16 protein-coding genes are annotated in these 17,991 nt (G+C 68.6%); 6 read left to right on the plus strand and 10 right to left on the minus strand.

Annotation, left to right across the window (positions count from 1 at the left end; genetic code table 11):
- Positions 1-59: 59 nt before the first annotated feature.
- Together CKW28_RS16670 and CKW28_RS16675 are read left to right on the plus strand one after the other, a co-directional pair.
- Positions 60-863: a hypothetical protein gene (locus tag CKW28_RS16670; RefSeq protein ID WP_081475462.1), complete on the plus strand. Its 804-nt coding sequence runs from the start codon at positions 60-62 to the stop codon at positions 861-863.
- Between the two features lie 171 nt (positions 864-1,034).
- Positions 1,035-4,805 carry a multifunctional oxoglutarate decarboxylase/oxoglutarate dehydrogenase thiamine pyrophosphate-binding subunit/dihydrolipoyllysine-residue succinyltransferase subunit gene (locus CKW28_RS16675; RefSeq protein ID WP_003924978.1) on the plus strand — a complete coding sequence of 1,257 codons (3,771 nt, stop codon included), beginning with the start codon at positions 1,035-1,037 and terminating at the stop codon, positions 4,803-4,805.
- A gap of 80 nt (positions 4,806-4,885) precedes the next feature.
- Here the strand turns inward: CKW28_RS16675 and CKW28_RS16680 are convergent, their stop codons facing one another.
- Positions 4,886-5,272: a DUF732 domain-containing protein gene (locus CKW28_RS16680; protein ID WP_003924979.1), complete on the minus strand. Its 387-nt coding sequence runs from the start codon at positions 5,270-5,272 to the stop codon at positions 4,886-4,888.
- A gap of 198 nt (positions 5,273-5,470) precedes the next feature.
- Here CKW28_RS16680 and CKW28_RS16685 point away from each other — a divergent pair, with 198 nt between their 5' ends.
- Complete coding sequence (locus CKW28_RS16685; RefSeq protein WP_003924980.1) at positions 5,471-6,295, plus strand: SDR family NAD(P)-dependent oxidoreductase; 825 nt, start codon at positions 5,471-5,473, stop codon at positions 6,293-6,295.
- Positions 6,296-6,343: 48 nt separating this feature from the next.
- Here CKW28_RS16685 and CKW28_RS16690 read toward each other — a convergent pair whose 3' ends face one another.
- The 8 genes from CKW28_RS16690 to CKW28_RS16725 form a co-directional block, all read right to left on the minus strand.
- Positions 6,344-7,201, minus strand: coding sequence for a glycine betaine ABC transporter substrate-binding protein (locus CKW28_RS16690; protein ID WP_040546571.1), 858 nt, complete (start codon positions 7,199-7,201; stop codon positions 6,344-6,346).
- Positions 7,202-7,208: 7 nt separating this feature from the next.
- Positions 7,209-8,378, minus strand: a complete 1,170-nt coding sequence (locus CKW28_RS16695) for an NAD(P)-dependent malic enzyme (RefSeq protein WP_040546573.1) — start codon at positions 8,376-8,378, stop codon at positions 7,209-7,211.
- Between the two features lie 84 nt (positions 8,379-8,462).
- Positions 8,463-9,056, minus strand: a complete 594-nt coding sequence (locus CKW28_RS16700; protein WP_003924983.1) for a suppressor of fused domain protein — start codon at positions 9,054-9,056, stop codon at positions 8,463-8,465.
- Complete coding sequence (locus tag CKW28_RS16705; RefSeq protein ID WP_003924984.1) at positions 9,053-10,240, minus strand: ABC transporter ATP-binding protein; 1,188 nt, start codon at positions 10,238-10,240, stop codon at positions 9,053-9,055. Before CKW28_RS16705 ends, CKW28_RS16700 begins: the two co-directional genes overlap by 4 nt.
- A 10-nt stretch (positions 10,241-10,250) precedes the next feature.
- Positions 10,251-11,096 (minus strand): carbohydrate ABC transporter permease, encoded by an 846-nt coding sequence (locus CKW28_RS16710; RefSeq protein WP_003924985.1) that lies wholly within the window; start codon positions 11,094-11,096, stop codon positions 10,251-10,253.
- A gap of 13 nt (positions 11,097-11,109) precedes the next feature.
- Positions 11,110-12,042 (minus strand): carbohydrate ABC transporter permease, encoded by a 933-nt coding sequence (locus tag CKW28_RS16715; protein WP_003924986.1) that lies wholly within the window; start codon positions 12,040-12,042, stop codon positions 11,110-11,112.
- Entirely contained in the window at positions 12,039-13,436 is a 1,398-nt protein-coding gene (locus CKW28_RS16720; RefSeq protein WP_040546736.1) for an ABC transporter substrate-binding protein, read from the minus strand. The genes CKW28_RS16715 and CKW28_RS16720 overlap by 4 nt, the downstream gene beginning before the upstream one ends.
- Before the next feature lie 117 nt (positions 13,437-13,553).
- A complete protein-coding gene (locus CKW28_RS16725) occupies positions 13,554-14,072 on the minus strand; it encodes a YflT domain-containing protein (protein WP_003924988.1) in 519 nt (172 codons plus the stop codon).
- A 117-nt stretch (positions 14,073-14,189) separates the two neighbouring features.
- Between CKW28_RS16725 and CKW28_RS16730 the strand changes: the two genes are divergently transcribed.
- Positions 14,190-15,029 carry a DUF4190 domain-containing protein gene (locus CKW28_RS16730; RefSeq protein WP_003924989.1) on the plus strand — a complete coding sequence of 280 codons (840 nt, stop codon included), beginning with the start codon at positions 14,190-14,192 and terminating at the stop codon, positions 15,027-15,029.
- Positions 15,030-15,051: 22 nt separating this feature from the next.
- Here CKW28_RS16730 and CKW28_RS16735 read toward each other — a convergent pair whose 3' ends face one another.
- Positions 15,052-16,053, minus strand: coding sequence for an HpcH/HpaI aldolase/citrate lyase family protein (locus CKW28_RS16735; RefSeq protein WP_081475463.1), 1,002 nt, complete (start codon positions 16,051-16,053; stop codon positions 15,052-15,054).
- Here CKW28_RS16735 and CKW28_RS16740 point away from each other — a divergent pair.
- Together CKW28_RS16740 and CKW28_RS16745 are read left to right on the plus strand one after the other, a co-directional pair.
- On the plus strand, positions 16,052-17,350 hold the full coding sequence (locus CKW28_RS16740) for a magnesium transporter MgtE N-terminal domain-containing protein (protein WP_003924991.1): 1,299 nt from the start codon (positions 16,052-16,054) through the stop codon (positions 17,348-17,350). The genes CKW28_RS16735 and CKW28_RS16740 overlap by 2 nt on opposite strands.
- Positions 17,347-17,901, plus strand: a complete 555-nt coding sequence (locus CKW28_RS16745; RefSeq protein WP_003924992.1) for a DUF1003 domain-containing protein — start codon at positions 17,347-17,349, stop codon at positions 17,899-17,901. The genes CKW28_RS16740 and CKW28_RS16745 overlap by 4 nt, the downstream gene beginning before the upstream one ends.
- The last annotated feature ends 90 nt before the right edge of the window (positions 17,902-17,991 follow it).

The raw sequence follows: 17,991 nt of genomic DNA on the forward strand, positions 1-17,991 counted from the left end.
GGGAACCCGTCAGGCGTTAGCCTGGGCGCAACCGCTACGACACCGGGAGGCCGCAGCACATGAGCGCATGGTTCCGCGCGAAGGACCGGTCGGCCGGGACACCCGCCACAGCATCCGGTGGGGGGTCCGGTGGGGCGTCCGGTGGGGCGCCCGAAGCGGGGGCGGCGGCGCGGGTGCTGACCGGGATCATCGAACGCGGCTCCCGGGCGCAGGCCCCCGCGGTGCGCGCCTACGTCGGCCGGTTGCGCAACAAGTACCCCGACGCCTCCCCGGCCAAGATCGTCACCAAGCTGGAGAAACGCTATCTGGCGACCGTGGTGGCCAGCGGGGCGGCGGTCGGTTCCACCGCCGCCGTGCCGGGCGTGGGCACATTGGCCGCGCTCTCGGCGGTGACCGGTGAGACCGCGGTGTTCCTGGAGGCGACCGCGGTGTTCGTGCTGGCGGTGGCCGAGGTGCACGGCATTCCGCTCGAGGAGCGGGAACGCCGTCGCGCGCTGGTGCTGGCGGTGCTGGTCGGCGACGAGGGCAAGGGGGCGGTGCGCGACCTGCTCGGGCGCGGCCGGACCAGCGGCGCCTGGATCAGCGAGGGGGCGGCGACGTTGCCGCTGCCGACGGTGTCGCAGTTGAACTCGCGGTTGCTGCGCTACTTCGTCAAGCGCTACACGCTCAAGCGGGGTGCGCTGGCGTTCGGCAAGGCGCTTCCGGTCGGGGTGGGCGCCGTCGTCGGCGGGGTCGGCAACCGGATGATGGGGAAGAAGATCATCGGCAACGCCCGGACGGCGTTCGGCGCCGCACCACCACGCTGGCCCGCGCCACTGCATCTCCTGCCTCCGTTGCCGGAGTCCGGTACGGATTCGACCTGAATCCCACCCCTGTACCGGGGAGCCGAACCGATACCGGATCGTGACGACCTTGGGCCGATGGTCTCCGGAAGGGCTAGCCTTGAGACGGCGTTGAAACGGGTAACCGGACAGGTTAGGCAGGCGAGGCACGCACGCGTGCTCTGATATGAGGAATCGAGGCGATTAGCTGCTGTGAGCAGTTCACCTTCACCATTCGGTCAGAACGAGTGGCTCGTCGAGGAGATGTATCGGAAGTTCCGCGAGGATCCGTCGTCGGTGGATCCGAGTTGGCACGAATTCCTCGTGGACTATTCCCCCGGCACCAGTACGGACACCAATCGCGGCGGCAACGGGATCCCGGCCGCCGCGACCGCCACTCCGATCTCACCGCCCGAACCCGCGCCCGCCCCGCCCCCCGAACCCGCCAGCCCTGACGGCGCCGCCAAGCCACAGACCGCCAAGACCAAGACCGCCAGGACCCCGTCCTCAGGGGATTCCTCCGCCGGGGCCGCCGCACCGGCCGCCCCGAAACCGCAGGAGAAGAAGCCCGCAACACCGGCCAGGACGGCCGACAGCGGAGCCGAGCTCGAGAAGCAGGTGTTGCGCGGTCCCGCCGCGGCCGTGGTGCGCAACATGGACGCGTCGCTGGAGGTACCCACCGCGACCAGCGTGCGCGCCATCCCGGCCAAGGCGATGATCGACAACCGCATCGTCATCAACAACCACCTCAAGCGCACCCGCGGCGGCAAGGTCAGCTTCACCCACCTGATCGGCTACGCCGTGGTGCAGGCGGTCAAGCAGTACCCGGCGATGAACCGGTACTTCGCCGAGATTGACGGCAAACCCCACCTCGTCACCCCGCCGCATGTCAACCTCGGGTTGGCCATCGACCTGCAACGCAAGGAAGGTGAGCGGCAGCTGGTCGTCGCCGCCATCAAGAAAGCCGAGACCATGGGCTTCCGCCAGTTCGTCGCCGCCTACGAGGACATCGTCCGGCGCGCCCGCGACGGCAAGCTGACCATGGACGACTTCACCGGTGTGACGATCTCGCTGACGAACCCGGGCACCATCGGCACCGTGCACTCGGTGCCGCGGCTGATGGCCGGGCAGGGCGCGATCGTCGGCGTCGGCGCGATGGAGTATCCGGCGGAGTTCCAGGGCGCCAGCGAGGACCGGATCGCCGAACTCGGCATCGGCAAACTCGTCACGCTGACCTCGACCTACGACCACCGGATCATTCAGGGCGCCGAGTCCGGCGAGTTCCTGCGCATCATCCACGAACTGCTGCTCGACGACGATTTCTACGACGAGATCTTCCGCGAGCTCAACATCCCCTACGAGCCGGTCCGGTGGCGCCCGGACAACCCCGACTCGATCGAGGACAAGAACCCGCGGGTCATCGAACTGATCGCGGCGTACCGCAACCGCGGCCATCTGATGGCCGACATCGACCCGCTGCGTCTGGACAAGGAACGGTTCCGCAGCCACCCCGACCTCGACGTCCTCACCCACGGGCTGACGCTGTGGGACCTGGACCGGGAGTTCAAGGTCGGCGGCTTCGGCGGTTCGGAGACCAAGAAGCTGCGCGACGTGCTGGGGCTGCTGCGCGACGCGTACTGCCGCCACGTCGGCATCGAGTACACCCACATTCTCGAGCCCGAACAGCAGCAGTGGCTGCAGGAGCGGATCGAGGTCAAACAGGCCAAACCCACCGTCGCCGAGCAGAAGTACATTCTGAGCCGGCTCAACGCCGCGGAAGCGTTCGAAACCTTCCTGCAGACCAAATACGTTGGCCAGAAGCGGTTTTCGCTGGAGGGCGCGGAGACGGTCATCCCGACGATGGACGCGGTGATCGACCAGTGCGCCGAGCACGGCCTCGATGAGGTCGTCATCGCGATGCCGCACCGCGGGCGGCTCAACGTGCTGGCCAACATCGTCGGCAAGCCCTACTCGGAGATCTTCAAGGAGTTCGAGGGCAACCTGAACCCGTCGCAGGCCCACGGATCCGGCGACGTGAAGTACCACCTGGGCGCGAGCGGCACCTACATCCAGATGTTCGGCGACAACGACATCGAGGTGTCGCTGGTGGCCAACCCGTCGCACCTGGAGGCCGTCGACCCGGTGGTCGAGGGTCTGGTCCGCGCCAAACAGGACAAGCTCGACAAGCAGGGCGACGACCGGTTCAGCGTGGTCCCGCTGGTGCTGCACGGCGACGCGGCGTTCGCCGGCCAGGGTGTGGTCGCCGAGACGCTGAACATGGCGCTGCTGCGCGGTTACCGCACCGGCGGCACCATCCACATCATCGTCAACAACCAGATCGGCTTCACCACCTCGCCGGACGACGCGAAGTCCTCGGAGTACTGCACCGATGTGGCGAAGATGATCGGCGCACCGATCTTCCACGTCAACGGCGACGACCCCGAGGCCGCGGTGTGGGTGGCCAAGCTGGCCGTGGACTTCCGGCAGAAGTTCCACAAGGACGTCGTCATCGACCTGATCTGCTACCGCAAGCGCGGCCACAACGAGGGCGACGACCCGTCGATGACCCAGCCGGAGATGTACGACGCGATCGACGCCAAGCGCGGCGTGCGCAAGAGCTACACCGAAGCGCTGATCGGCCGCGGCGACATCTCGCTGAAGGAAGCCGAGGACGCGCTGCGCGACTACCAGGGTCAGCTCGAGCGCGTGTTCAACGAGGTGCGTGAGCTCGAACGCCACCCGGTCGAACCGAGTGAGTCGGTGGAGTCTGCCCAGATGATCCCGCGCGGGATGGACACCTCCGTCGACAAGGCGATGCTCGCGCGCATCGGCGATGCGCACGTGTCGTGGCCCGAGGACTTCACGGTGCATCCGCGGGTCAAGCCGGTGCTGGAGAAGCGCCGCGAGATGGCCTACGAGGGCAAGGTCGACTGGGCGTTCGCCGAGTTGCTGGCGCTCGGTTCACTGATCGCCGAGGGCAAGACGGTGCGGTTGAGCGGCCAGGACACCCGCCGGGGCACGTTCAGCCAGCGGCACGCGGTGGTCATCGACCGCAAGACCGGCGAGGAGTTCACCCCGCTGCAGTTGCTCACCCGCCATCCGGACGGCACGCCCAACGGCGGCAAGTTCTTCGTCTACGACTCGCCGCTGTCGGAGTTCGCGGCGGTGGGCTTCGAGTACGGCTACTCGGTCGGCAACCCCGACGCGTTGGTGTTGTGGGAGGCGCAGTTCGGCGACTTCGTCAACGGCGCGCAGTCGATCATCGACGAGTTCATCTCCTCCGGTGAGGCCAAGTGGGGGCAGCTGTCGGATGTCGTGCTGCTGCTGCCGCACGGGCATGAGGGGCAGGGGCCGGACCACACCTCGGGCCGTATCGAACGGTTCCTGCAGCTGTGGGCCGAGGGGTCGATGACGATCGCGATGCCGTCGACGCCGGCCAACTACTTCCACCTGCTGCGCCGGCATGCGCTCGACGGCATCAAACGACCGCTGATCGTGTTCACGCCGAAGTCGATGCTGCGGCACAAGGCCGCGGTCAGCGATCTGCGCGACTTCACCGAGGCCAAGTTCCGCTCGGTGCTCGAGGAGCCGACCTACGTCGACGGCGACGGCGACCGCAGCAAGGTCCGCCGGCTGCTGTTGTGCAGCGGGAAGCTGTACTACGAACTGGCCGCGCGGAAGGCCAAGGACAAGCGGGACGACATCGCGATCGTGCGCATCGAACAGCTCGCCCCGCTGCCGCGGCGGCGCATCGCCGAGACGCTGGACCGCTACCCGAACGTCGAGGAGAAGTTCTGGGTGCAGGAGGAGCCGGCCAACCAGGGCGCGTGGCCGTCGTTCGGCCTGACGTTGCCGGAGATGTTGCCGGGCCACTTCACCGGGCTGAAGCGGATCTCCCGTCGGGCGATGTCGGCCCCGTCGTCGGGCTCGTCGAAGGTGCACGCGGTCGAGCAGCAGGAGATCATCGACGAGGCGTTCGCCTGACGCTGGCGAGCGACCGTGTCTGTACGCGACACGCCGTGTCCAGCCGTACAGTCGCGGTCGCTCGCGGCTCGCCGCGAACCTCAGATGCCCAACAGGTCCAACGGGATCGGAGACTGACCGCTGGCCAGCGCCGCGACCGCCCCGGGGCAGAACACCGAGATCGCGACGCCGGTGAACACGGTGGCCGGCCCCAGCGGACGGCCGATCGCCTCGGCGACGTCGGCGGCCACGTTGGCGGCGGCCTGCCCGGGTTCGACCAGCCGCGGGCAGATCGACTGACCGACCTCGACGGCGCGCGCCGGATCGACGCCGACGACGCCGCGGTCGGCCAGGGCGCGGAGGAAGACATCGACACCGGTGTCGGCCTGCGCGCTCGGCGCGACGGCCGACGCGCCCGACAGGGCCGGCGCGACCAGCAGCCCGACCGCCAGGGCCAGGGTGGCGAGGATCGAGCGTAGGTTTTTCATGCCCGGTGCATCGCGGCGACGGGCGCGAGCGTTACCGGGTGGTGAGTTGGCCGCGGTGTACCGTGCCGATGCCCACGGCCTCGACCGCCCGGACGCCGGCAGCCTCGGCGCCCGGGCCTCCTGACCCTCCCCGCCATAACCAGGACCGCGGGTACCGGTTAGTCTCGACGCAACGGAACCGAGCGCAAGGAGAGTGCAATGCAGGGCTTCGCCGGCAAAGTCGCGGTGATCACCGGCGCCGGGTCGGGCATCGGTCAGGCGTTGGCGCTCGAACTCGGCCGGTCCGGGGCCAAGGTCGCGATCAGCGACGTCAACACCGAGGGGCTGACCGAAACCGAGGACCGGCTCAAGGCCATCGGCGCGCCGGTGAAGGCCGACCGCCTCGACGTCACCGAACGAGCCGCGTTCGAAGCCTACGCCGACGCCGTCGTCGAGCACTTCGGCGTGGTCAACCAGATCTACAACAACGCCGGCATCGCCTACACCGGCGACATCGAGGTCAGCCACTTCAAGGACATCGAACGGGTGATGGACGTCGACTTCTGGGGCGTCGTCAACGGCACCAAGGTGTTCCTGCCGCATCTGATCGCCTCGGGCGACGGCCACGTGATCAACATCTCCAGCGTGTTCGGCCTGTTCTCGGTGCCCGGCCAGGCGGCCTACAACGCGGCCAAGTTCGCCGTCCGCGGGTTCACCGAGGCGCTGCGTCAGGAGATGATCCTGGCCGGCCACCCGGTGAAGGTGACGACGGTGCACCCGGGCGGGATCAAGACCGGCATCGCCCGCAACATGACCGCGGCCGAGGGGCTCGACGCCCAGGAGCTGGCGCGGGCCTTCGACACCAAACTGGCCCGGACCAGCCCGGAGAAGGCGGCGCAGATCATCCTCGACGGTGTCCGGAAGAACAAGGCGCGCGTGCTCGTCGGCACCGACGCCAAGATCCTCGACGCGATCGTGCGTCTCACCGGCTCCGGCTATCAGCGCCTGTTCCCGAAGTTCGTCGCCCGCACCATGCCCCGATAGCGATTTCGGCGTGCGCACGACCGCTGAGCGACCGTGAGCACGCCGAAATCACCGGCCCGGCGGGTTGCGCTCCAGCCAGGCGGCGGCGACCTCAGCGGGATCCGCGTCGTCGTCGACCTGACGACGCATGTCGATCAGCGCCGCGGTGTCGAGCACCCCGGCGATCTGGTTGAGCGCCAGCACCTGCGATTCGGTGAGCTCGTTGCGCCGATACAGCGGAACCAGATTCTGGGCCCGCACCAGCGCGGTGTTGTCGGAGAGCACCACCACCTCGGACGGCACCCCGACCGCGGCGGTCGTCGTCCACGCGCCGTCGATCTCGCCCGCCCGCAGCGCCGCGAACATCGCATCGGCGTCGGGATACCGGCGCGGCGCCGGAAGCTCACACGACCCGAGCCTGCGCGGCACCGCCATCGTGTCGCGGGTCGTGTCGGTCGCTGTGTCGATAACAATGCCGGTCACCACGTCGGCACAGCGCCGGGCCAGCGCGCTCAGATCCCGTGACCCCCAGGCCTCGGCCGTGGCCTCGGTCACCGCGACCGTCGGGGTGTCCTCCGCCGAGATCGTGTAGTCACCGGCGGCGATGCCCTCCGGCAGCGCGGCGACCACGTCCCGGTACACCTGTTCCGCCGCCCGCGCCGGCGCGCCCGGGGCGAACCGCTCCAGCAGCCGGCCGGTGAAACCCGGCACCACCCGCACCGCCGCGGAGTCCAGACCGGCCAGCGGATCGTCCATCAACTCCACCCGGGTCGGCGTGCCGTAGTAGCGCAGCGCCGCCGCGTACAGGTGCGCCACCAGCGCGTCGTCCGGGGTGGCGCCGATCGGAACCGGCGGCGGCCCGCTCGGCCCGCCGCAACCGGCCACCAGCAGCGCCACCAGCACCACTGCCAGGCGGCGAACCGTCATCGCGGGCTCAGATGTCGGCTGCCGCGGCCACCGCCTCGGCCACCGCCGGGCCGACGCGCGGATCGAGGGCGCTCGGCACGATGTGGTCGACCCCGAGATCGTCGCCGATCACCGAGAAGATCGCCCGGGCCGCCGCCACCTTCATCTCCTCGGTGATCCGGCGTGCCCCGGCGTCCAGGGCTCCGCGGAACACCCCCGGGAAGGCCAGCACGTTGTTGATCTGGTTCGGGAAGTCGCTACGGCCGGTCGCGACCACCGCCGCATACTTGCGGGCGACGTCCGGATGGATCTCCGGATCCGGGTTCGACAGGGCGAACACGATGCACTTCGGGGCCATCGAGGCGATCAGTTCTTCGGGCACCAGGCCGGCCGACACCCCGAGGAAGACGTCGGCGTCGGCCAGCGCCTCGGCCAGTCCCGCGGTCAGGCCGCGCGGATTGGTGCGCTGCGCCAGTTCGGTCTTGACCTCGTTCATGTCCTCCCGCCCGGGGTGCAGGATGCCCTTGGAGTCCAGCACCACGATGTCGCGGATGCCCTTGGCCTGCAGGATGTTGGCGCACGCCACGCCCGCGGCGCCGGCGCCGGAGATCACCACCCGCAGCGAGTAGATGTCGCGGTCCAGGACCTCGGCCGCACCGATCAGCGCCGCGAGCACGACGATGGCGGTGCCGTGCTGATCGTCGTGCATGACCGGGCAGTCCAGCGCCTCGACGACGCGGCGTTCGATCTCAAAGCAGCGCGGCGCGGAGATGTCCTCGAGGTTGACCGCGCCGAATGTCGGCCGCAGCCGGATCAGGGTCTCGACGATCTCGTCCGGATCCTTGGTGTCCAGCACGATCGGGATCGAGTCCAGGCCGGCGAACGCCTTGAACAACGCGCACTTGCCCTCCATCACCGGCAGCGACGCCTCCGGGCCGATGTCTCCGAGGCCCAGCACGGCGCTGCCGTCGCTGACCACCGCGACCAGCCGGTTCGACCAGGTGTACTTGGCCGCCAGCGTGCGGTCGGTCGCGATCGCCCGGCTGACCTGGGCGACTCCTGGGGTGTAGGCGATCGAGAGGGCCCGCTGGGTGTCCAGTGGTTCTTTCAGCGCGACCGAGAGCTTGCCGCCTTCATGGTGGGCGAAGATTTCCGCGTCGTCTACGACGACCTGGGGCGTACGCACAGTTTCCGACACGGCGCAAGGGTATCTGACCGCGCAGAGGTCGATCGTGCCGGTGACGCAAAATCCGCCGCTCTACTCGGATTGGCGGCCCGCCGCTCAACTCGGATTGGCGGCCCGCCGCCGTGGGTCCAGGACGTCCACCCCGTCCACCTCCCACGCCTCCCGCATCGCCCCGGCCCCCTTGAGCCGTACCCAGGCCGCCTCGGTCGGCGTGATCGGTATGGCAGACAACAACACCACCGGTGAGCGCGGCTCCGGCAGCGCCACCTCGTCGAGGTCGCCGGGCCCGAGCAGGAACGCCGTGAACGGCGCCCCGTCCCACAGCGGCTGACCCAGGTCCACCAGCGCGTCGGGCTCCAGAATCAGACCCTCCACCGCCGGCGCGGCGGCCAGTACCGCCACCGAGCGGGCCAACCCGGCCGGCGTCGGCCCCTTCAGCGCGACGACCACCTCGGCGCGCGGACCCCGCACCGGGTCGGTGACCAGTGCGTCGGGGTCCCCCATCGGATGCCGCGAACAGCCCAACGACACGTAGCGGGAGACGCCCTCCGGGCTCGGGCCGAACCGCAGGATCTCGTAACGCTCCGTGCCCAGGAAGGTGACACTGGCCGCCGCCGGTTCCCCGGTGATTCCGATACGGGCAAACTGTTCGGTCAGCCGCGCCCGGACCGTGGTCAGGACGTCGGTCACGCGTCCGACGGCGGGAGGGTCAGGTTGGCACCGGTGTCCGCGTCGAAGACCAGCAGCTTGGCCGGGTTGAACGCGAGCTGCAGGCTCTGCCCCTTCTTCGCCTTGGACTCGGTGGAAACCCTTGCAATGAACTCGTTTTCACCGGCCCCGGATTCGGCCGCCAACTGGGCGAGTTGAGCCGCATGGGCGCCCGCGCCCTCGGCCCGGAAGTGCACGTACTTCTCCGCCCCGAGCGATTCGACCAGCTCGACGTTGACGTCGAACGTCACTGCGCCCAGCCGCGCATAGGTGTCCAGCAACGATACGTCTTCCAGGTGCTCCGGCCGTAACCCGGCAATGATGTTGTCGGTCTTCTCATGCCGGCGCACCGTGTCGAGCACGTCGGGCGGCAGCAGCGCCTCGCCGAACGGCAGCCGCACACCGGCGTCGGTCAGCGAGGCCGGGAAGAAGTTCATCCCCGGTGATCCGATGAACCCCGCGACGAACAGATTGGCCGGCTGGGTGTAGAGCTCGTCGGGCGTCCCGATCTGCTGAGCCACGCCGTCGAGCATCACCACCACCCGGTCCCCGAGCGTCATCGCCTCGGTCTGGTCGTGGGTGACATACACCGTCGTGGTGCGCAACCGGCTCTGCAGCCGGGCGATCTCCGAACGCATCTGCACGCGCAGCTTCGCGTCGAGGTTCGACAGCGGCTCGTCCATCAGGAACGCCTTGGGCTGCCGCACGATCGCACGTCCCATCGCGACCCGTTGCCGCTGCCCGCCGGACAGCTGAGCGGGCTTGCGGTCCAGAAGTTCGGTCAGGTCAAGGATTTTCGCTGTCTCCTCGACCTTGCGGGCGATGTCGGCCTTCTTCATCTTGGCCAGCGTCAACGGGAACGCGATGTTCTGCCGGACCGTCATGTGCGGATACAGCGCGTAGGACTGGAAGACCATGGCGATGTCACGGTCTTTGGGGGCGACCTCGTTGACCCGTTCGCCGTCGATGCGGATCTCACCGGAGGTGATGTCCTCGAGTCCGGCGATCATGTTGAGGGTGGTGGACTTTCCGCAGCCCGACGGGCCGACGAGGATGATGAACTCGCCGTCGGCGATGGTCAGTGACAGATCCTTCACGGCGTGCCGGACACCGCCTGCGCCGTCGGGGTAACTCTTGGTCACCTTATCCAGCACAATCTCGGCCATAGAAACCCCGCTACCCCTTCACCGCACCGGACGTCAGTCCCGAGACGATCCGTCGTTGGAAGATGAGAACAAAGACGATGATCGGGATCGTGATCACCATCGCGCCGGCCGCGATCGATCCGGTCGGCTCCTCGAATTGCGAACTGCCGGTGAAGTTCGCGATGGCCACCGGGGCGGTGATCGCCCGCTCGGTGGCGGTCAGCGACAGCGCCAGCAGCAGGTCGTTCCAGGCGAAGATGAACACCAGGATCGCCGCGGTGACGATTCCCGGGGCGGCCAACGGCGCGATGACCTTGCGGAACGCCTGACCCGGTGTGGCGCCGTCCATCTTGGCGGCCTTCTCCAGGTCCCACGGGATCTCCCGGAAGAACGCCGACAGCGTGTAGATCGCCAGCGGCAGGGCGAAGGTGATGTACGGGATGATCAGACCCGCCCAGGTGTCGAACAGCCCGAGTTGGCGTTCGATGTTGAACAACGGTGTCACCAGGGAGATCTGCGGGAACATCGCGATCAGCAGGGCCACCCCGATCAGCAGCCGCTTGCCGGGGAAGTTCAACCGCGCCACCGCATATGCGGCCATACCGCCCACCACCACCGCGATCACCGTGGTGATGAGTCCGATGCCGATCGAGTTGATCAGGGCCGAGGTGAACACCCCGCTGCCCCCGCCCCGGAAGATCGCCTTGTAGTTGTCGAAGGTGATCTCGTCGGGAATCAACTTGCCGTCCTTGACGGTCGCCGTCGACTTCAGCGACAGGCTGAGGATCCACAACACCGGGAACAGTGCATACAGGATGACCAGGAGATCGATGACGATCCATCCGGTCGCCCGCCGGGCAGTGACCCGCTCGTTCACCGCGCCTCCCAACTCACGACCGCTCCGCGTCCGAACCGGGCGCGGAGGTCCCGAAGATCTTGATGTAGATGAACGCGATGACCGCCACACACAGGAAGATCAGCACGCTGATCGCCGACCCGAGACCCAGGTTGAACGCCTTGAACAGGTTGTTGTAGCCCAGGATCGACACCGAGCCGGTGTTGTTCGCGCCACCGGTGAGGATGTAGATGTTGTCGAAGATCCGGAACGCGTCGAGCGTGCGGAACAGCAGGGCCACCAGAATGGCCGGCTTGATCATCGGCAGGATGATCTTCACCAGGCGCTGCCACGCGTTCGCGCCGTCCATCTGGGCGGCGTTGAGCAGTTCCTGCGGCACCAGGGCCAGCCCGGCCAACAGCAGCAACGCCATGAACGGCGTTGTCTTCCACACCTCGGCGAGCACCACGATGGCCAGCGACGGCAGCTGCTGGGTCAGCGGCGCGCTGCCGTCGGGCAGCAGGTTGGCCAGATAGCCGGTGCCCGGCGTCCAGGCGTAGTACCAGCTGTAGGACGCGGCGACGGTGACGATGCCGTACGGGATCAGGATCGCGGTGCGCACCACACCCTTGCCGAAGATGGTGCGGTGCATGACCAGTGCCAGTGCCAGGCCGAGCACGAACTCGATGGCCACCGATACCACGGTGATGCCCAGGGTCACCGCGAAGGCGGTCCACCAGTACTCGTCGGTGAGCACGGTGACGTAATTCTCCAACCCGACGAAGCTGACGTCGTCGGGCTGGGCCAGGTTGTAGCGCAGCAGGCTCAGCCACACCGCGTAGGCGATCGGATAGCCGGTGACCGCGACCATCAACAGGACCGCCGGCGCGATCAGCCAGTACGCGAGCCGCCGTTCGGAGCGGGTGTCGTCGGTGCGGGCGACGGCAGCCGCCGGTGTCGGGTCCGCCTTCTCGGCTGCGGCGGTCATGGGATCAGCCCCTTACCGTCAATGGCCTGCTGGACCTGCTCGGCGAGTTCGTCGGCGGTGCGCTCCGGGTCGATCTGGCTGATCGGCGCGAGGGTGGCCGACATCCGGGTGGACATGGCCTGGTAGACCGGGGTCGCCGGGCGCACCGCGGCGTTGATCAACTGGTCGCGGATGATCTCGTACTGCGGATACTTGGCCTGGAACTGTGGATCGTCGTACAGCGAGGTGCGCACCGCCGGGAGGCCGCCCTCGATCGAGGTGAGCCGCTGGTTCTCCTCGTTACGCAGGCAGCGCACCGCCTCGAACGCCTCGGCCTTGTGCCGGGTGGTGCTGGCCACCGCCAGGTTCAGCCCGCCCAGGGTGACCCGGGCGGGTTCGTCCGGCCGCACACCGGGGTACCGGGCGAACCCGAACACCTCTTTGCTGGCATTCAGGGCGAGGTCGAACTGTTCGTCGGTCGGCGCGAAGGTGCCGACATCGTTGATGCTGCCGCGCAGCGCGGGGTTCTCGTTCAGCGGCAGGAAGCCCACCCCGCCCTTGATCGCGTTCTCCAGCAGCGACGGCAACACGTAGGGCCAGTTCACCTCCAGCGCGGCCCGGCCCTGTTCCAGCGCCAACCGAGCGGTGTTCTCGTCGGTCTGGGTGATCGACGGATCGGCCCCGGGCGCGGTGGCCACGGCCTTGATGATCTCCAGCGCCTTCACCGTCGCAGCACGATGTTCGGGGGTGTCGGTCAACGTGACTCGCTGCCCGTCGTCGGAAAGCACCTGTCCCCCGGCGCTTTCCAGCAGCGTGTTGAACCACACCACCAGCCCTTCGTACTGTTTCCCTTGCACCGCAATCCAGCTGGGCCCACCCTGGGCGTGCAGCCGGGCGGCCTCGGACAGCATCTCGTCCCACGTTGCCGGGGGTTCGTCCATCAGATCCGCTCGGTACCAGAGCAACTGGGTGTTGGTGGTGATGGGCGCGGCGTACAACTCGCCATTCCACTTGGCGGTTTCCAGCGGTCCGGGCAACGTGTTGGTGGTGGCGTCGGCCTCGGCCAGTCCGGCCGGGTCCTCGGACAGCGGTAGCGCCCAGCCGGCTTCGGCGAACTCGGCGGTCCACACCACATCGAGCGCCATCACGTCCAGCGACCGATCGTTACCGGTGAGCCGGCGAGCCAGCTGCAACCGCTGGGCGTCGGCCTCGCGCGGCAGGCTGCGCTGCTCGATGCGGAACCGGCCACCGAGTTCGGCGTTGCACCGTTGCGCGACAGCAGTGAACGTGGCCGCCTCGTTTGCCGGCGTGTAGTAGCTGATGACGATCTCACCGCTGTCGGAGCCACAAGCGGCGACCGTCGAGGCCGTCATCAACGCGACCGCTGCTGTTGCACACCACCGTCGAGCGCGCACCACCTGCCTCCCGTCCACCCAGGAACCCTCGCGCCGCAAACCGTAGAGGTAGACGTACCAGATCCGCAACACCTGACGTGCGTACGGGTCCCAATCGTGACCTGGGCCGCAGCGTCGTCAGAGAGTCAAGCGGGCCAGCATATCCCGGCCCCGTTCGGCATTCTGCGGATCGCACAGGACGTCGTAGCGGCCGGCGACCAGCTGCATGGTGGAGCTGAAATCTCTTGTCCCGCGAGCCATCGCATACGGGACGGCCGAGGTGATCAGGCCGAACACGATGCCGAGCAGCAGGCCGGTCAGCAACGCGCTCCACGGGGCGGGGCTGAAGAAACTCAGGATCAGGCCGATGAACAGACCCAGCCAGGCGCCGGTGAGCATGCCGCCACCGAGCACCTTGGGCCAGCTCAGGCGGCCGGTGACCCGTTCGACCTGCATCAGGTCCACCCCGACGATGGTCACCTGCTGCACCGGGAACTGTTGGTCGGACAGATAGTCGACAGCGCGCTGCGCCTCGGCGTAGGTGGGATAGGACCCGATCGGCCATCCTTTGGGTGGCGTCGGCAGACCGGGAGCGGGTGTGCGCCCCGGCACCTGGGGCTGACCGGGGTTCTGTCCGGGTGAGAACGGGCTGGTCATCGGTCGTCATTCTCCCCTATTCGCACCTGATATGCACTGCTCACGTACTCTTTCGGCCACTTCGGCAGCACCGTTCGCTCTACCAGCGACGTTCACCTCGTAGGCTAGGTTGACAGCATGACAAATCCGGGGAACGCGGACGGGACACCACCCGCTGAAGGACAGCCGGGGCCATCGGAGACCGGTGCGGACGACCTCGCCCGGGAGCCCACCGGCGGCGCCGACCCCACCGCATCCGAGCACACCCCCGACCAGCCGACCGCTGCCGATCAGGCGGCCGACCAGGCCGGGGACCGACCGGACGAGCAGGCCTTCGACGGGTCGTGGGCGGCGGCCGGTGAGACCGCGCCGGCGTACGGCGAGTCGCCGCCGGCCGGGTTCGCACCGCTCGACTACCCCGGGGCCGGGGCCGGTACCGAGCCGTACCAGCCGTCCGGTTACCCGGCCCCTCCGCCGGGAGCGCAGTATCCGCCGCCCTACCCTCCGGGACCCCAGCAGCCCGGGTATGGCTACCCCGCGCCGCCGCCGTATGACGCGCCCCGGTATCCGACGCCGCCCTACGATCCCGCCCAACCCCCGCAGTTCGGGGCCGGACAGTTCGGGGCAGCGGGGTACCCGGACCCGAACCAACCGGGCTATCCCGGCTACTACGGATACCCGCAGGGCTACAGCCAGGGATACACCCAGCCGCCGAGCACCAACACGTTGTCGATCTGGTCGCTGGTCATCTCGCTGATCAGCATTCCGCTGCTGTGCAGTGGCCTGCTGTCGTTTTTGGCACCGCCCGCCGCGATCGCCGGGATCGTGCTCGGTTCGCTGGGGTTGAACCAGATCAAGAACACCGGCGAGAACGGGCGTGCACTGGCCATCGGCGGAATCGTGGCCGGCGCCGCGGTGCTCGTGATGGTCGTGGTGATCATCCTGATGATCATGCTGGCCGCGGCGGCCGGCGCATGAGCTGACGCCCACCGGCGGGCCGTCAGCTCGGCGGCTGGAACCGTCCCCCGGTGCGGGTCATCCCCGCGGCCCGCCCCTTGGCGGCGATCACCAGCGCCATCTTGCGGCTGGCCTCGTCGATCATCTCGTCGCCGAGCATCGCCGCGCCGCGGGCACCGCCGGCCTGCGAGGTGTACCACTCGTAGGCCTCCAGGATCAGTTCAGCGTGGTTGTAGTCCTCCTGGCGCGGGCTGAAAACCTCGTTGCCCGCGGCGATCTGATCCGGATGCAACACCCACTTGCCGTCATATCCCAGCGCCGCGGACCGGGCCGCCACCCGGCGGAACGCCTCGACATCGCGGATCTGCAGGAACGGCCCGTCGATCGCGGCGATGCCGTGGGTGCGTGCCGCGATCAGGATCCGCATCAGCACATGGTGATAGGCGTCGCCGACGTCATATCCCTCGGGTTGCTCCCCGACCACCAGCGTGCGCATGTTGAGGCTGGCCATCAGGTCGGCGGGGCCCAGCACCAGAGCCTGCACCCGCGGGGCGGCGGCGATCGCGTCGATGTTGGTCAAACCCTGCGCGTTCTCGATCTGGGCCTCGATCCCGATGCGCCCGACGGGCAGTCCGTGCTGCACCTCCAACTGCGACAACAACAGGTCCAGCGCATGGATGTGTGAGACGTCGGTCACCTTCGGCAACACGATGATGTCGAGGTGCGCGCCCGCGGCCGACACCACTTCGATGACATCGGAATGGGTCCACGGGGTGCTCCAGTCGTTGACCCGGACCCCGCGCATCTGATCGCCCCAGCCGTCCTCGGCCAGCGCCGCGGCGACCCGAGTCCGGGCCTCGGCCTTGGCATCCGGCGCCACGGCGTCCTCGAGGTCGAGGAAAACCTGGTCCGCCGGCAGGGTCTTGGCCTTGGCGATCATCTTCGCGCTGCTGCCCGGCACCGACAGACATGTCCGGCGGGGGCGAACAGAATTGTCGGGTCGATTCACATTCTGCACGCCTACAGTCTCTACCCTTTGACTCATGGCGTCGGTGAACCGGGTCTATGCCGCCCGACTCGCGGGGATGGTCGTCCTGGGCCCCGACGGCGAATCCATCGGCCGGGTGCGCGATGTGGTGATCAGCATCAGCATCGTCCGTCAGCAGCCCCGGGTGCTCGGGTTGGTCGTCGAATTACTTACCCGGCGAAGGATTTTCGTGCCGATACTGCGTGTCACCGCGATCGAGCCGGGCGCGGTGACACTCAACACGGCCAATGTCTCGCTGCGCAGGTTCGCCCAGCGTCCCGGTGAGGTGCTGGTGCTGGGGCAGGTGGTGGAGACCCGGGTGCGCATCAACGACCCCGACCTCCCCGACCTCGCCGGAGTCGACCTCGTCGTCGTCGATCTGGGCATCGAACAGAGCCGGACCCGCGACTGGCTGGTCACCAGGGTGGCGGTGCGCCGCCCGCACCGGCGACTGACCCGCCGCAGCAACATCTACGTCACCGACTGGCAGTACGTGGTGCAGGGGCTCACCCCGTCCGGACTGGCGCTGCCGGATCAGGGTGTCGCCCAGTTGCTCGAACAGTTCGAAGGTCAACGCCCGGTGGAGGTTGCCGACGCGCTGCGCGAACTGCCGCCCAAACGGCGCTTCGAGGTGATCGCCGCGTTCGACGACGACCGGTTGGCCGATGTGCTGCAGGAACTCACCGCCGCCGAGCAGACCCAGGTGCTGCGGCAGCTGAAAACCGACCGCGCCGCCACGGTGCTGGAGGCGATGGATCCGGACGACGCGGCTGATCTGCTGGGCGCGTTGGCGCCGACGGACGCCGAGGCGTTGTTGCGCCGGATGGACCCGGAGGACTCCGAGGACGTCCGCCGGCTGCTGAGCCACTCCCCCAACACCGCCGGCGGTCTGATGACCTCCGAGCCGGTCGTGCTGTCACCTGGCACGACCGTCGCCGAGGCGCTGGCGCGGGTCCGCGACCCGGACCTGACCCCGGCCGTGGCGTCGGTGGCGTTCGTGACCCGGCCCCCCACCGCCACGCCGACCGGCCACTATCTGGGCTGTGTGCACCTGCAACGGCTGCTGCGGGAACCACCCGCGGCGCTGGTCAGCGGCATCCTCGACGCCGACCTGCCGGTGCTGCATCCCGAGGAGTCGCTGGCCGCGGTCACCCGCTACTTCGCCGCCTACAACCTGGTCTGCGGGCCGGTGGTGGACGAGCAGAACCATCTGCTCGGTGCGGTGTCGGTCGACGACGTGCTCGACCATCTGCTGCCCGATGACTGGCGGCAGCAGGAGGAACCGGAACTGACCGACGCCGAGGGGCTGACGTGAGCGAACTGTCGGCACGGCAACGGCTGGACACCCCCCGCGCGTCCCGCGGCCTGGACCTCGGTCTGGGCCTGGACGTCGACGCGATGGGCCGGTTCAGTGAGCGCATCGCCCGGTTCCTGGGCACCGGACGGTATCTGGCCGCCCAGACCATCGTGGTGGTCGTGTGGATCGCGCTGAACATCGGCGCGTTCGCCTGGCAGTGGGACCCGTATCCGTTCATCCTGCTGAACCTGGCGTTCTCCACCCAGGCCGCCTACGCCGCGCCGCTGATCCTGCTCGCCCAGAACCGGCAGGAGAACCGCGACCGGGTGGCGCTGGAGGAGGACCGTCGCCGCGCCGAGCAGACGAAGGCCGACACCGAGTACCTGGCCCGTGAACTGGCGTCGCTGCGGCTGGCCATCGGCGAGGTCGCCACCCGCGACTACCTGCGCCGCGAGCTCGACGAACTGCGCGAAATGCTCTCCGAACTGCAGCGTCACGGCGGCACCGGCGACACCGGCGACTTCGGGCCGCCCGAGCCCTCCGGCCGGCCGGCGCCACCCAGCGAGTGAAACCCGGGAGTGCGGCCCGGGAGTGAGCGCAGGGCCGGTGCGCCCGGCGGATCCGGCGTCCGCGCCCGTCGGACCCGATTCGAAACCCGA

This window comes from Mycolicibacterium thermoresistibile, from assembly GCF_900187065.1.
GTDB lineage: Bacteria > Actinomycetota > Actinomycetes > Mycobacteriales > Mycobacteriaceae > Mycobacterium > Mycobacterium thermoresistibile.